The sequence below is a fragment of the Pseudomonas sp. NFACC05-1 genome (genome assembly GCF_900100135.1).
GTDB lineage: Bacteria > Pseudomonadota > Gammaproteobacteria > Pseudomonadales > Pseudomonadaceae > Aquipseudomonas > Aquipseudomonas fluorescens_Q.
Map to the genome: position 1 here is coordinate 13466 of NZ_FMTR01000023.1, position 15806 is coordinate 29271.

Annotated in this window: 11 protein-coding genes; 10 read left to right on the top strand and 1 reads right to left on the bottom strand. The window is 62.8% G+C overall.

Annotated features, from left to right (window positions below):
- Positions 1-18: 18 nt before the first annotated feature.
- On the top strand, positions 19-1734 hold the full coding sequence (locus BLO97_RS24750) for an ATP-binding cassette domain-containing protein (RefSeq protein WP_092348688.1): 1716 nt from the start codon (positions 19-21) through the stop codon (positions 1732-1734).
- 266 nt (positions 1735-2000) lie between these two features.
- On the opposite strand, the gene BLO97_RS24755 is transcribed toward BLO97_RS24750, so the two are convergent.
- Entirely contained in the window at positions 2001-2369 is a 369-nt protein-coding gene (locus tag BLO97_RS24755; RefSeq protein ID WP_092348691.1) for a DUF6124 family protein, read from the bottom strand.
- Between the two features lie 586 nt (positions 2370-2955).
- Between BLO97_RS24755 and BLO97_RS24760 the strand changes: the two genes are divergently transcribed.
- The 9 genes from BLO97_RS24760 (at position 2956) to BLO97_RS24800 (ending at position 15636) form a co-directional block, all read left to right on the top strand.
- On the top strand, positions 2956-3915 hold the full coding sequence (locus tag BLO97_RS24760) for an AAA family ATPase (RefSeq protein WP_003202654.1): 960 nt from the start codon (positions 2956-2958) through the stop codon (positions 3913-3915).
- Positions 3916-3924: 9 nt separating this feature from the next.
- Complete coding sequence (locus tag BLO97_RS24765) at positions 3925-4869, top strand: DUF58 domain-containing protein (RefSeq protein WP_092145907.1); 945 nt, start codon at positions 3925-3927, stop codon at positions 4867-4869.
- On the top strand, positions 4866-5360 hold the full coding sequence (locus BLO97_RS24770) for a DUF4381 domain-containing protein (RefSeq protein ID WP_063320765.1): 495 nt from the start codon (positions 4866-4868) through the stop codon (positions 5358-5360). The genes BLO97_RS24765 and BLO97_RS24770 overlap by 4 nt, the downstream gene beginning before the upstream one ends.
- Entirely contained in the window at positions 5353-6432 is a 1080-nt protein-coding gene (locus BLO97_RS24775) for a vWA domain-containing protein (protein ID WP_092348694.1), read from the top strand. Before BLO97_RS24770 ends, BLO97_RS24775 begins: the two co-directional genes overlap by 8 nt.
- The gene (locus BLO97_RS24780) at positions 6429-8165 is read left to right on the top strand and encodes a VWA domain-containing protein (RefSeq protein WP_092348698.1); all 1737 of its coding nucleotides are present in this window, start codon (positions 6429-6431) and stop codon (positions 8163-8165) included. Before BLO97_RS24775 ends, BLO97_RS24780 begins: the two co-directional genes overlap by 4 nt.
- Positions 8162-9799 (top strand): BatD family protein, encoded by a 1638-nt coding sequence (locus BLO97_RS24785; RefSeq protein ID WP_092348701.1) that lies wholly within the window; start codon positions 8162-8164, stop codon positions 9797-9799. Before BLO97_RS24780 ends, BLO97_RS24785 begins: the two co-directional genes overlap by 4 nt.
- Positions 9800-10154: 355 nt before the next feature.
- Positions 10155-11399, top strand: a complete 1245-nt coding sequence (locus tag BLO97_RS24790) for an exonuclease SbcCD subunit D C-terminal domain-containing protein (protein ID WP_092145913.1) — start codon at positions 10155-10157, stop codon at positions 11397-11399.
- Positions 11396-15037, top strand: a complete 3642-nt coding sequence (locus BLO97_RS24795) for an SbcC/MukB-like Walker B domain-containing protein (RefSeq protein ID WP_092348704.1) — start codon at positions 11396-11398, stop codon at positions 15035-15037. The genes BLO97_RS24790 and BLO97_RS24795 overlap by 4 nt, the downstream gene beginning before the upstream one ends.
- The gene (locus BLO97_RS24800) at positions 15034-15636 is read left to right on the top strand and encodes a glutathione S-transferase (RefSeq protein WP_092348707.1); all 603 of its coding nucleotides are present in this window, start codon (positions 15034-15036) and stop codon (positions 15634-15636) included. Before BLO97_RS24795 ends, BLO97_RS24800 begins: the two co-directional genes overlap by 4 nt.
- Positions 15637-15806: the final 170 nt, after the last annotated feature.

Consider the following 15806-nt stretch of genomic DNA (forward strand, 5'->3'; position numbering starts at 1 on the left):
TCGACCAGGAGCGAGTACATGCACAGCATCCGCACAATGATAAAAAACGCCTATAAAAAACACACCAAACTCCTAGCAGTGACCATAGTCACGATCATCGCACTCAAACTCATCACACTCGCCCCGCCACTGTTACTTGGAACCATCATCGACACCCTGCAAGGCAACAGAAACCCAGCATCCAGCACGCTGCTCGCACTGACGACAGGCTTGATTGTCGCGGGATGTATTCATGCCATCATCACTCCGCTGCAAATCCATGCGCTGTCCAAGCTGGTACAAAGCATTATCATGAATGCGTCCATCGAGTGGATCACCGAACTCATGGGCAAGGAGTTTTCGTTATTCAATTCCTGGAGGATCGGCCACTTCATCAAATCGGTCGAGCGCGGAATTACTGCTCACGAACAACTGCTAACGTTCATTGTGACCATTGCGCTTCCCGTACTCTTGGAGTTCCTAGTTGTTGGGGCGGCTTTTATTTATATTGGGGGCAGTGAAATCTTTTTGAGCATGACGGCGTTCGGAATCATCTATCTGGCTGCTACCCATAAAATCATCAGATGGCGGAGAAAGCACATCGATGCAGTCAATGAGCAGGAAGATGAATTAAGTGCCCACCTCTACAACACCCTCAACGCAGGAAAAGTCATAAAACTGGAAAGCACCATACCTACGGCCCTGCGCCCGTTGAACGCGGCGTTCGGAGGCTATGCCAACGCTGCGGTGACTACAGCATCATCGGGCGGCCTGCTGAGCACCGCCAAGATATTGTTCATCAGCCTTTCCACTGGGGGATTGCTCTACTGGGGCGTCGTGGACCAACTGTCGGGTCAGCCCAGTATCAGTGTCGGGCAGTTGGTTGCCATTTTTTCAATCGCGGGGAGCTATCTGCTCAGTATTTCGACCTTAACTGAAGGGTATCGTGTTCTTGATCAGTTCCTTGCAGACCAGCATCAATTTCAAGGTCTGCTATCACTTCCGGATTTCGATCACAGCAATCGGCTGGCGTGGGTCGATTTCCAGCGGTCCTCAGTCCTGGAACTCGGCCCCTGCGAAGTGGCAGGAGCAGGACCGCTTCGCCTGTCGATCAAGCGCTCCCTGGCATTTACTCAAGGGCAGTCAGTGGCCGTTACGGGCCCTAGCGGTGCAGGCAAAACCACTTTTCTGGAAGTGCTCGCCGGACTTGATGCATCAACGCGAGACCAACTGAGTATCGACTCGGCACCGGTCTCACTTTTGACCGGTCAAGCTCACCTGGACGCCTTGAGATACTGTCCCCAACAACCACGGTTTCTGGAAGGCTTTTTTGAACAATCGGTTCTGTTCGGAGGCAACGCATCGCCGATTTTGTCTAGAGCCATACAGCAATTGGAACTGGATGAGATCGTGACAACACGTCAGGTCAGCGAAAATGCATCGAATATCTCGGGAGGTGAAGCCAAACGCCTCTCGCTGCTGCGCCTGATCAACAAGCCCGGAAAATTCAATATGTTCGACGAGCCAAGCGCATCCATCGAACCCAGGCTGACCACGCCCCTCTGGGACCTGTTATTCGACGTTTTTGCTGGGCAGGGGTTGATCTGTGTCACCCATGACGTTGACCACCTGCATCGGTTTGATCGGGTCATTGTGATGCATGACGGGGCAATCGTGGACGATGGTCCGTGGCGGGAGTTGGTCGACAGGCCAGCAGTCAAGCTGCTGGTGGATGAGATTAGGATGCAGAGCTAACGAAATAGGGTGGTGGATCTGCTGCCGTCATCGCGAGCGGGCTCGCTCCCACATTGGAGCTGTGGCAACACTCAGATCCTGGGCCCGCCGCAGAACCTGTGGGATCCGAGCTTGCTCGCGATGGCGGCGGTACAGTCAACTAGATGGAGCCTGAACCATCGCTATCGCGAGCAAGCTCGGCTCCCACAGGTTTTGCGGCTTGCCCAGGATTTAAGGAATGCCACAAGTCCCTTGTGGCGCGGGAGCTTGCTCCCTGGCCACAAGGGCTATGTCGGCTGACGGGTTTCGATGTTGTCCAGTGCACGGTTCGCCAGCAGGCTGCCCAGTTCGATCAGTTGCTGAATGCCCAGGAGGAAATGCCGGCGTGAACCGTCCAGGTCGAAGGCCAGGTCATTGACCATGGCATTGGCCGAAGCCAGGGTTTCGCTGAGGTTGGCAAGCAGGCTTTCGGTGTCGATGTCTTTGTTGACGGTGAAGAGTTGGCCGGGCGCAGGTTCTGCTTCGGCTTTGTCCGGTTTGGGGTTCAGGTAATGGTCGAGGACTCGGTCGGTGACTTCGTCGTGTTTTTGGGACTTGGTTTTTGAACGCGGTGACGTTGGATCGGTGTTCGGTGGGTTCGGGGTTACTTTGAACATGAATGAATCTCCAAATCAGAAAAAGGAGACCATCAACCTCGCTACCAAACGAAGGTGGCGGCCATACGCGGGTTGGTAGACCGGTGACTTGGAGAACCGGCGCGTCCGAAGACGCCCTGCGCATGACCGCCATAAAACAGATACCAAAAAGGCCTCCGTTACAGGGGCTGTGCGACAAGTCAAAAGCCGGGCTACCAAACCCGATCGCTGATTCATCAGCGACCCGGAAACGATAGAACCTGCCTCCCAAGCGCACAAGCCGGCGGATTCTGGCGCAGTTGTAGGCAATGGCGCAAGACAACGTAGCCTGCTCCAGAGCACTCCTACGTCCCGATAAACACCCCTTCACTTTGTGAGTGCTTCGCACTCAAGCGGGAGCAAGCTCCCTCGCCACCGGGTAAGGTGCGCCTGTCGGGTGGGATTCATGGCAAGCAAACCCACCCCCACAATCTTTCCAAGCCGATCACAATTCACACGGCCAATCAAAATCCCGTTAGTCGCCACCCCCTGCCATGCATTAAAGTAACGCCCCCAGCCCCGGCGTTATCCGAACGTCCGGGGCCACCCTTTCCAGGAACAGTCACCGATGGAACATCGTGAAGCGCTGCTTGCGCTGCGAACCTTTCTTTCAACGCAGATTCTCGGCCAGGAAAAACTCATCGAGCGCCTGCTCATCGCCCTGCTTGCCGACGGCCACATGCTGGTGGAAGGCGCGCCGGGGCTGGCCAAGACCAAGGCCATCAAAGAACTGGCCGAAGGCGTCGAAGCGCAATTCCATCGCATCCAGTTCACCCCCGACCTGCTGCCCGCCGACATCACCGGTACGGAAATCTACCGCCCGGAAACCGGTAGCTTCGTGTTCCAGCAAGGGCCGATTTTCCATAACCTGGTGCTGGCGGACGAAATCAACCGCGCCCCGGCCAAGGTCCAGTCGGCCTTGCTGGAGGCGATGGCCGAGCGGCAGGTCAGCGTCGGGCGCAGCACTTATGAACTGTCGCCGCTGTTCCTGGTGATGGCCACGCAGAACCCGATCGAGCAGGAAGGCACCTACCCGCTGCCCGAAGCCCAGCTCGACCGCTTCCTGATGCACGTCAAGATCGGTTTCCCGGACGCCGCGGTGGAACGCCGTATCCTGCAGCAGGCCCGGGGTGAAGCGCTGAACGGCGAGACCAAGCCCGAACGCCGCGTGAGCCAGCAGGCGATTTTCTCCGCGCGCAAGGAAATCCTCGGGTTGTACATGGCCGACGCCGTGGAGGAGTACTTGGTGCAACTGATCATGGCCACCCGCAACCCGGCCAAGTTCGATCCGGAAATGGCCGAATGGATCGCCTACGGCGCCAGTCCGCGGGGCTCCATCGCCCTGGACCGCTGCGCCCGTGCCCACGCTTGGCTGGCCGGACGCGACTTTGTCAGCCCCGAAGATATCCAGGCCGTGCTGTTCGACGTGCTGCGCCATCGCATCATCCTGTCGTTCGAAGCCGAGGCCGCTGGCATCGACCAGGACCGGGTCGTGCAGCGGATTCTCGACGTCGTCGCTGTCGCTTGAGCATGTGTCATGAATAACCCACTGGCGCCCGCACCGGGCATCCGCGTCAGCCTCGCAGAGCTGATCGAGATGCGCCATCGCGTGCGCGAAGTGCAGCTGTTCTCGACCCCAGGCCAGCGCAGCCCGCTGATCGGCCTGCATCACTCCAAGCTGCGCGGACGCGGGGTCGATTTCGACCAGGTGCGGGTCTATCAGGCCGGCGACGACGTACGCACCATTGACTGGCGCGTCACCGCCCGGACCCAGGAGCCCCACACCAAACTGTTCCACGAAGAACGCGAGCGGCCGATCTTCATCATGATCGAGCAAAGCCACCGGCTGTTCTTCGGTTCGGGGCTGGTGTTCAAGTCGGTGCTCGCCGCCCAGGCGGCCAGCCTCATAGGCTGGGCCGCGCTGGGGCACAACGACCGGGTCGGCGGCCTGGTGTTCGGCAATAACACCCATTACGAGGTCAAGCCGCGACGCAGCAAACAGAGCCTGTTGCAATTGCTCAACCGGCTGGTGCGGGTCAATCAGTCACTGCACACCGAGGCCGAGCCGGATCGCGACTCGTTCGGCATCGCCCTGCGCCGGGCCCGGGAAGTGCTACGGCCCGGCAGCCTGGCGATCGTGATTTGCGATGAGCGCGCGCTGTCCGACAGCGCCGAGCAACAGTTGAGCCTGCTGTCGCGCCATTGCGACCTGTTGTTGCTGCCACTGTCGGACCCGCTGGATCATGCCCTGCCCGCCGCCGGTCTGCTGCGGTTCACCCAGCGTGGTTCGCAGCTGGAACTCGACACCCTGAATTTCGAACTGCGCCAGGCCTATCGCGCCCAGGCCGAGGCGCGCCAGGAACGCTGGGAGATGCTGGCGCAGAAACTGCGAATCCTGATGCTGCCCCTGAGTACCCAGGGCGACATGGTCGAGCAACTGCGCGACTACCTGAACCCCAAGCGGGCCGGGAAAAGCCGATGAGCAGCCTCGATCAACTGCAACCGCTGATGGCGCCGCCGCCTATCGGTTTCTGGCCACCCGCGCCAGGCTGGTGGCTGCTGCTGGTGTTGATCCCATTGCTGGGCCTGGGCCTGTGGCAACTGCGCCGGTTCATCCCCATCAAGCGCACCGTCGCCCGCGCCGAACAACCCCTCGACCCGGTGCGCCTGGCCGCGCTGGCCGAACTCGCCCTGCTGCCCAAACCCTACGACGGCGCGCCGGCCGGGGCCTGGTTGCAACAGCTCAACGGGCTGCTCAAGCGTCTATGCCGCAATCACTACCCCTACAGCCAGAGCCACACCCTCAATGGGCGCAAATGGCTGGCGTTCCTGGATAACCGCTGCCCGGCCGCGGGCCTGACGCGCTGGATGATATTGGTGGAAGGCGCCTACAAACCCGAATGCAAGCTCGATGACAAAGCCATCGCTGGGCTGACCCAGGCGGTCGAAATCTGGATTCGCAAACATGTTTGAGTTCGCCTGGCCGTGGGTATTCGCCCTGTTGCCGCTGCCTTGGCTGATGCGCCTGGTGCTGCCGGCGGCCGATAGCGGCGAGCCAGCGCTCAAGGTCAGTTTCCTCGGGGACCTGGAAGGCCTGGTGGGTCGCCGGGCGCGGGCCAATCTGCCGACCTGGCGGCAACAGGCGCCCTTCATCCTGCTCTGGCTGCTGTTGCTGATCGCCGCGGCTCGACCGCAGTGGTTGGGCGAGCCATTGCCCATTGCCGCCAGCGGCCGCGACCTGCTGGTGGCGGTGGATGTCTCGGGTTCCATGGACTTTCCCGACATGCAGTGGAAGGACGAAGAGGTCAGTCGCCTTGTGCTGGTCCAGCACATGCTCGGGGACTTTCTCGAAGGCCGCGAAGGTGACCGGGTCGGCCTGATCCTGTTCGGCAGCCAGGCCTATCTGCAAGCACCGCTGACCTTCGACCGCCGCACCGTGCGCCATTGGCTCGATGAGGCGCGTATCGGTATCGCCGGCAAGAACACCGCCATCGGCGACGCCATCGGCCTGGCCCTCAAGCGCCTGCGCCAGCGCCCGGCCCACAGCCGCGTGCTGATCCTGGTCACCGACGGTGCCAACAACGGCGGTGAAATCGATCCGCTGACCGCTGCGCGACTGGCCGCCGACGAAGGCGTGAAAATCTACCCGATCGGCATCGGTGCCGACCCGGAACAAAGCGGCACCACGGGTTTGCTCGGCGTCAACCCGAGCCTGGACCTGGATGAACCGACACTCAAGGAAATCGCCCAAGCCACCGGCGGCCAGTATTTTCGTGCCCAGGATGGCGCGCAATTACTGGCGATCAAGACCGCCCTCGACCAGCTCGAGCCGGTGACCCAGCAACCGACCCAGGCCCGTCCTGCCCTGGCGCTGTATCACTGGCCCCTGGCCGTTGCGCTGCTGTTGAGCATGTTGCTGGTGGCCCGGGCGCGCTGGCCGGACAATCCGTTGCAGCGCCTGTTCAACCAGCCGCTGTTCCAGCCGGCCCAACACACCGAGTGGCGCCAGCGGCTCAAGCGCCTGCGCTTGCGGAGGCGTCGATGATCGCCTTCTGGCCACATTGGCTACGCCCCTGGTTCGTATTGCTGCTACCTCTGCTGGGCTGGTTGCTCTGGCAACTGTGGCACCGGCAGAAACGCGTGGGCCGCTGGCAGATGATCCTGCCGCCCGCCTTTCATGCTGTGCTGCTCAGTGGCGGCAGTGGCCGCGAAAGCCGGCTGCCGTGGATTGCCCTGGGCCTGGGTTGGCTGTTGATCGTGCTGGCGTTGCTGGGGCCGAGTTGGGCGCGGGTCGAACAGACCAGCCAGAAACCCGCCGACCCGCTGGTGGTGGTGCTGGAGCTGACCCCGGAAATGCTCGCCACCGACGTCCCGCCCACGCGCCTGGAGCAGGCCCGGCGCAAGGTACTGGACCTGTTGCAGAACCGCAGCGACGCCCAGACCGCGATCATCGTCTATGCCGGCAGCGCCCATACGCTGGTGCCGCTGTCCGACGACCTGTCCACCAGCGCCAACCTGCTCGAAGCCCTTGCGCCATCGATCATGCCGCAGAGCGGCCATCGTGCCGACCTGGCGGTCCACAAGGCGCTGGCCCTGTTGGACCAGGGCGAACTGGGCCATGGCCGGATCCTGCTGATCGGTTCGTCGCTGAACGAGCAGGAACGCCAAGGCATTCGCCAGGCCTTGGACGGTTCCGCCACACAATGGCTGATGCTCGGCATTGGTACCCGCGAAGGCGCACCGGTGCCCCAGGAAGATGGCAGTTACCTCAAGGATGCGCAGGGTTCGATCCTGCTGCCACGCTTGGACAGCCCGGGCCTCAAGGCCTTTGCCAACAAGCTGGACGGCCGCTACCGGCCGGCGCGCCTGGACGACAGCGACCTGCGCGGCCTGGGCCTGTTGGACGGCCCTCGTCATCTGCGCAGCGATGGACAAACGCTGCGCCTGGACACCTGGGCCGACCAGGGCTATTGGCTGCTCCTGCCCCTGTTGCTGCTGGCCGCCTGTGCCGGACGGCGAGGCTGGCTGTTCTGCCTGCCACTGTTATTCATGTTGCCGCAAACCGGCCACGCCTTCGAATTCCAGGACCTGTGGTTGCGCGCCGACCAACAGGGCCAGCACTTGCTCAAGCAAAAACGTCCCGCCGAAGCCGCCGCCCACTTCGAGGACAGCCAGTGGCAAGGCGTCGCCCTGTACGAAGCCGGCCAGTACAGCGAAGCCGCCCGACGCTTCGCCGAAGGCAACGACGCCCGTGCGCACTACAATCGCGGCAACGCCCTGGCCAGGAGCGGCGAACTGGAAGCCGCGCTGGATGCCTATGAGCAGGCCCTGGAGTTGCAACCCGACCTGCGCCCCGCCCAGACCAACAAGGCCCTGGTGGAAAGTTTGTTGAAAGAGCCGCCCCCCGTACCGGAAGAACCCAAGCCTGCCGAAAGCGAGGAGCCGGCCCCCACCGAGCAATCGCCGGATACCGACTCACCCACCCAGTCTTCCGAACCGGGACAGCCCTCTCTCGAGGCAAGCGCGACATCGGACGAGCCCCAACCCCCGCGCGCGGCACAACCGCCTACCGCCCAGGATGTACCAGGCAGCGAACTGCCCGATGAGCAGACCACCACCCCGCCACTGCGTCCTGCCGCGGGCCAGCGCAATGAAGAAGAACAGCGCCAGGCACTGGAACAATGGCTGCGCCAGATCCCGGATAATCCAGGGGAGTTGCTCAGACGTAAATTCTGGTATGAACAGCAAAGCCATCAGGCCCAGGAAAAAACCAAATGACCCGCTTCACCACCTACTTCCTCGTGTTGCTGCTCTGGGCCTCTGGAACCCAGGCTGCACAGCTGACTGCCAGTGTGGACCGCAGCCGCCTGAACTCCGGGGAAACGGTGGAGCTGACCCTGGAATCCAACGACGCCACGTTGTTCGGCAAACCGGACCTGGCTCCGCTCCAGGCCTTGTTCGATGTGCGCGGTACCCGTCAGGTCAACCAGTTGACGACCCTTGACGGTGAGAACCGCGCCACCACCCGCTGGATCGTGACCCTGCTGCCGCGCCAAAGCGGCACCGTGATCATTCCGCCGTTGCAACTGGGCGAAGTGACCAGCCAGCCGATCACCCTGCAGGTGATCGAAAGCGAAACCCGCGACGCCTCGGAGCCCCTGGCAGCGGTGTTTATCGAGGCCAGCCTCGACCAGACCGACGTGTATGTTCAGGCCCAGGCGATCTTGACCCTGCGCATCTACCATTCGGTGTCGCTGTACGACGACAGCAGCCTCACGCCGCTGCACATCCCCGATGCCCGCACCGAGCAACTGGGCGAATCGCGCACCTATGAAAAAGTCATCAACGATGTCCGCCATGGCGTGATTGAACTGCGCTACGGCATCTACCCACAGCGCAGCGGCGAACTGACGATTCCGGCCCAGACATTCAGCGCCACCCTGGTCGAGCCGGTGGCCCAGGACGCCGTACCTTCGGGCCCCAAGCCCGGCCAGTTGATGCGGGTAAGCTCCACGCAACTGTTGCTGCGCGTCAAGCCCAAGCCTGCCAGTTATCCGGCCGACGTGCCCTGGCTGCCGGCACGCAGCCTGTCCTTGAGTGAAAGCTGGAGCCCGGAGCCGACCCACAGCCAGGTGGGCGATTCCCTGACCCGCAGCCTGACCCTGGAAGCCGAAGGCCTGGCCAGCGCCCAGTTGCCACCGCTGCCGGCCACGGAGATCAATGGCCTGCGGCGCTATCCGGACCAACCGGTACTCAGCAGCCGCAACAGTGAACGCGGGCTGGTGGGCAGCCGCGAAGACCGCGAAGCGCTGGTGCCCAATCGCAGCGGCACCATCGAGCTGCCACCGGTGGAAGTGGTCTGGTGGAACACCCTGGAAGACCACCTGGACCGCACCAGCCTCCCGGCGCGGACCCTGCAAGTGGCGAACAATCCAAGCCTGATGGTGGACACGCCGGCCGGCACGGCGCAGATCGTAACGACCGTCGACAGCGACATGCTCTGGTACTGGCAACTGAGCACCTTGGTCCTGGCCTGCACGACCGTGCTGGGCTTCGCCCTGTGGTGGCGCGGCCGCTGGCAGCCAGCGATCCTGCGCTCGACCCAGACCGGACCGAGCCCACGCACCCTGCTGGATGATCTCAAACGCACCTGCCTGGCCAACGACCCCCACGCCACCCGCCAGGCCCTCGACGCCTGGGCCCGCCAGCAACCGGAAACCCTGGCCGACATGGCCGCGCGCTTCGTGCCGCTGTCCGACGCCCTGGACGGCCTCAACGGCGCGCTCTACAGCGAGACCGGCCAGCATTGGCAGGGTGAAGACTTGTGGCGGGCGATTCGGGCGATTCCCCCCACCGATGGGGCGCAGGCTTCTGCCAGTGATTCCGGGTTGCCGCCGTTGTACCCCAAATAAACCCGGTTTCCTGGGCAGTCATGGCTTTTGTAGCTTTTGTAGCTTTTGTAGCTTTTGTAGCTTTTGTAGCTTTTGTAGCTTTTGTAGCTTTTGTAGCTTTTGTAGCTTTTGTAGCTTTTGTAGCTTTTGTAGCTTTTGTAGCTTTTGTGGCGAGGGAGCTTGCTCCCGCTGGGTTGCGAAGCGGCCCCTTTTTTTGCGATTGCTGCGCAATCGAGCGGGAGCAAGCTCCCTCGCCACAGGGTCTTGCACCAAATCCTGCAACGTCGAGCAAGTTCTCGCCCCCATTTCCCAGTAAACTCTGCTTCTTTTAGCCGCCCCTCTTCACGCGGCCATCATCTGTTTCCTGGAGTACACCTTGCGTCTGTTTCACACCTCCGACTGGCACCTGGGGCAAAACCTCCACGGCCAGGAACGCGACTTCGAACACGCGTGTTTCCTCGACTGGCTGCTGCGCCAACTGAGCAGCGAAAAACCCGATGTGCTGCTGATTGCCGGCGATATCTTCGACACCGTGAATCCGCCGGTCAAAGCCCAGGAGCGACTCTACGACTTCATCGTCAGCGCCCATGAACAAAACGCCAACCTGACCATCGTGATGATCGCCGGCAACCACGACTCCGGCTCGCGTATCGAACTGCCTGCGCCGCTGATGCGACGCCTGCGCACCCATGCCCTGGGCCGGGTGCTGTGGCTGGACGACGGTCAACTGGACGTCGAGCGCCTGTTGTTGCCGTTGCCCGATGCCAAAGGCAAGGTCAAGGCGTGGTGCCTGGCCCTGCCGTTCCTGCGCCCTGCCGAAGTCACTGGCGCACAGCTGGGCGACGACTACCTGCGAGGCATCGGCCAGGTCCATGAGTGGCTGATCGCCGCGGCCAATAGCAAGCGCAAGAAAGGCCAGGCGCTGATCGCCATCAGTCATGCCCATATGGCCGGCGGTTCGGTGTCCGAGGATTCCGAGCGCAGCCTGATCATCGGCAACGCCGAGGCCCTGCCCGCCAGCCTGTTCGGCCCGAACATCAGCTACGTCGCCCTCGGCCATTTGCACAAGCCGCAGAAGGTCAACGGTGAAGAGCGCATCCGCTACAGCGGTTCACCGATCCCGCTGTCATTTTCGGAGATCGGCTATCAGCATCAGATCCTCGACATCACCCTCGACGGCGAGGCGCTGGTCAAGGTCGAGCCGCGCCTGATCCCACGGGCCGTCAACCTGCAACGCCTGGGCCCGGCGCCACTGGCCGATCTGCTGGTGCAACTCAAGGACCTGCCCGACATCGACCTGCTGGCCGATGTCCAGCGCCAACCCTGGCTGGAAGTGCGGGTACGCCTCGACGAACCGCAGCCGGACCTGCGTCACCAAGTGGAGACCGCATTGCAAGGCAAGGCCGTGCGCCTGGTGCGGATCGCCGCCGAGTACGCCGGCAACGGCGGCGCCGGCAATGCCGATGATGGCAGCGCGCTGGTGGAGCTGGATCAACTCAGCCCACAGGAGTTGTTCAGCCGCGCCTGGCAGGACACCTACGGCAACGACGTGGACGAACAGACCCTCAAGGACTTTGCCGTGCTGTTGCAAGACGTGCAGATGGAGAGCGAGCAGCCATGAAGATCCTCGCGATCCGCCTCAAGAACCTGGCGTCCCTGGCCGGGCCGTTTGAAATCGATTTCACCGCCGAACCCTTGGCCAGCGCCGGCCTGTTCGCCATTACCGGCCCCACGGGCGCCGGCAAGAGCACATTGCTCGACGCCCTGTGCCTGGCGCTGTTTGGCGCCGTGCCGCGCCTCAATAACACCGGACGCGACGCCAAGGTGCCGGACGTCGATGGCGAAATTGCCACGGGCGATCCGCGCACACTGTTGCGCCGTGGTACCGGCGATGGTTATGCCGAAGTGGATTTTCGCGGCATCGACGGACGCCGCTATCGGGCCCGCTGGGAAGCCAATCGCGCCCGGGAAAAGGCCGGCGGCAAGTTGCAAGCCAGCCGCCAGAGCCTGCGGGACCTGGACAACGATCAACTGCTGGCGAGCCAGAAAGGCGAATACAAGACCCAGCTCGAAACGGCCCTGGGCCTGAACTTCGAACAGTTCACCCGTGCCGTGCTGCTGGCCCAGAGCGAGTTCAGCGCGTTCCTCAAGGCCGATGACAACGACCGCAGCGAACTGCTGGAAAAACTCACCGACACCGCCCTCTACACCCGCCTCGGGCGCCGCGCCTTCGACAAGGCCAAGCAAGCCAAGGAAAACCACAAGCAGTTACAGGACCAGGCCACTGGCGTTACGCCGCTCGCTCCCGAGGCCCGGGCCGAGCTGGACCTGCGCTTCAACGAAGCGCAGCTGCAACTCAAGGCCCAACAGGCCCAACTCAAGCAGCTGGAGCAGCAGCACACCTGGCTGCGCGACCTGGGCCTATTGCAGGATGAACACGCCAGCGCCGCCGAACAGCTGCAACAGGCCCAGGCCGATTGGAACGCCCTGGCCGACGAACGTCTGAAACTGGTCCGCCTGGAACAACTGGCGCCCCAGCGGCATCAGTTCATTCGCCAAACGGAACTGAACCGGCAGCTTGAGCCCCTGGCGGCGCAGATCCAGCAACTCACCCAGCAGCAGATCGACCTGCACGCCCAACAAGCCGAACTGGAAAAGGCCCTGGACGATGCGCAACAAGCGCTGGCCAGCGCCCGTCAGCAAAGCATCGACAGTGCGCCATTGCTGCGTCAGGCCTTCGGCGAGCAGAGCACCCTCGCCCGCCTGGCCCAAGACGCGAGCCTCAGCGCCGAGCGACAGGAACAGGCACAGCAGGCCTGCACCGAAGGCCAGCGCACCATCGACACCTTGCTCGAGCAGCAAAGGCAGGTGGCCGAGCGTTTGCAGCGCATCGCGGACGCGCTGGAACAAAGCACGCACCTGGCCCCGCTGAGCGATGCCTGGAACGCCTATCGCGATCGCCTCCAACAACTGATGCTGATCGGTAATCGCCTGAACCAGGGCCAGGCCGAACTCGCCATACTGGAACAAAACGCCACCCGCGCCGCCGAGGAACTGGCCACCCGCCGGCAAGACCTTGAAGTGCTCTACAAGGAAGCCGGCGCCGAGCCGGAGGCCGTGGCCGAACAGATCCAGTTGCTCGGCACCCTGCTGCAAGACAACCGCAAGCAACTGCGCGCCTTCGAAGACCTGACCCGGCTGTGGGCCAGTCAGCAAGAGCTGGACAAACGTGGCGCCGAGCTTGAACAACGCCAGCAACGAGCGTTGCAGGAACGTGACCGGCTGGTGCGCGAAGGCGGCGAGGCCAAGGCCGAACTGACCATTGCCGAACAGACCCTGACCGTTACTCGCGAGCTGCTGGAGCGCCAGCGCCTGGCCCGTAGCGAAAGTGTCGAGCAGCTGCGCACACAGTTGCAGGATGAACAGCCCTGCCCCGTGTGTGGCAGTGTCGAGCATCCTTATCATCAGCCCGAAGTCCTGCTGGAAAACCTCGGGCGCTTCGATGAAACCGAAGAGGCCAACGCCCGCAAGGCCGTCGACCTGCTCAATGAAAAAGTCATCGACCTGCGGGCGCAATACAGTGGAGTGATCGCCCAGCTCAAGGAACTCAAACAGCAGCAGGAACAGCTCGCCAGCCAGCAACAGGGCCTGGCGCCCAGCCTTGAAGCCCACCCGTTGTCGGCGCAACTGCTGGCCCAGGAAGCGAACAAGCGCGACGCCTGGCTGACCCAGCAGAACAGCCAACTGAACCTGCGCATAAGCCAAGACGAACAACGGCAAACCGCCCTGCTGACCCTGCAGCAAGACGCCGCGCGCATGGCGCAGCGACTGCGTGAAGCCGAGGCAGCCAGCCAACAGGCGTCACAACACCTGGGCAACCAGCAGCAGGAACTGTCCCGCGACCGCCAGCGCCTGGACGAGGAGCTGAGCCACTTCAGCACCCTGCTGCCCGCTGACACCCTGCAGGCCTTGCGCAGCGAACCCGCCGCAACCTTCTTGCAGCTCGACCAGCATATCGCCCAGCGCCTGGAGCAATTGGAACAGCAGCGCGACGAACTGAGCGAACAGCTCCAGCGCCAGCAGACCCTGGAGAAAGAGCAGGACCGCCAGCAGACCCGCCTCCAGCAACTGGAAGCGGCCCGCCTGCAATTCAGCGCACTGAACGAGCAACAACAGACCTGCCAGCAGCAACTCACGCAACTGCTCGGCGAGCACACCAGCGCCGAACAGTGGCAGCAACAACTCGACCAGCGCCTGGAACAGACGCGGGATGCCGAGGCGACGGCCAATCAGCAGTTGCAGCAATTGCGCAACGACCTGGTGCAACTGGCCGCCGAACTCAAGGCCCGACAGGAACAGGCCCAATCCCTGGACCTCGAACGCCAGGCGCTGGCCGCCGGTATCGCGCAATGGCGCACCAACCATCCGGAACTGGACGATGCCGCCCTCGAGGCCCTGCTCGGCCTGGACGACCAACACATCAGCCAGTTGCGCCAGCGCTTGCTCAACAGCGAAAAAGCCATCGAGCAGGCCCGCGTCCTGCTCACCGAACGCGAGCAGCGCCTGCAAAACCATCAGGCCCAACACAACGGCAACCTGTTGCCGGAACAATTGGCCGAAGCCCTCACCGAGCTGCAAGGCCAGTTCGCCGCCAGTGAACAGCGCTGTGCCGAACTACGCGCCGAACAGGCCGAGGACCAGCGCCGGCAGAACGCCAACCAGGCCCTGGCCCAGCAGATCGAACAGGCCTATATCGAATACCAGCGTTGGGCACGGCTGGACGCATTGATCGGTTCGGCCACCGGCGACCGCTTCCGCAAGCTGGCCCAGGCCTACAACCTCGACTTGCTGGTGCACCACGCCAATGCCCAACTGCGGCAACTGGTACGCCGCTATAGGCTCAAGCGTGGCGGCAGCATGCTCGGGCTGCTGGTGATGGACACGGAAATGGGCGATGAACTGCGCTCGGTACATTCGTTGTCCGGCGGCGAAACCTTCCTGGTCTCCCTCGCCTTGGCCTTGGGCCTGGCCTCGATGGCGTCCAGCACACTGAAGATCGAATCGCTGTTCATCGACGAAGGCTTCGGCAGCCTCGACCCCGAGTCGCTGCAACTGGCGATGGACGCTCTCGACGGCCTGCAGGCCCAGGGCCGCAAGGTCGCGGTGATTTCCCACGTGCAGGAAATGCACGAGCGGATTCCGGTGCAGATCCAGGTCCGTCGCCAAGGCAACGGCTTGAGCACCGTGGAGGTGAAATGAGCCACGCCACGCTCTATTCCTTCCGCCGCTGCCCCTACGCGATGCGAGCACGCATGGCCTTGCGCTACAGCGCGGTCGAGGTGGCGATTGTCGAAGTCAGCCTGAAGGCCAAGCCCGCCGAGATGCTCGCACTCTCCAGCAAAGGCACGGTGCCGGTGCTGCACGTCGATGGCCGGGTGATCGATGAAAGCCTGGAGATCATGGCCTGGGCCTTGGCCCGCCATGATCCGCAAGACTGGCGGTTGCTGGATGATCCCGAAGGCCAGACATTGGCGGCAGCGTTGATCGAGGAAAACGACCATCGGTTCAAGCTTCACCTGAACCGCTACAAGTACCCCGAGCGTCATCCTGAACAGCCGGTGGAGCATTATCGGGCCGAGGGCGAGGTGTTCCTGGGGCGGCTGGAAACGCTGCTTGAAGCGCGGCCATTCCTGGTGGCCGATCACCTGAGCCTGGCCGATGTGGCGCTGATGCCATTCGTGCGTCAGTTCGCCCATGTCGACCGCGAGTGGTTCACCCAGGCGCCTTATCCTCGGCTACGGGACTGGTTGCAACGGTTCCTGGCGTCCGAGCTGTTCGTGGCGATCATGGCCAAATAACGGCTGCACACAGCCCTTGTGGCGAGGGAGCTTGCTCCCGCTGGGCTGCGCAGCAGCCCCCCTCAAGGAACCACTAATCAACCTGACCCACCGCGTTGCCGGGTTTTAGGGCCGCTGCGCGCCCCAGCGGGAGCAAGCTCCCTCGCCACGGGGAATTGGGTACGGCGCGG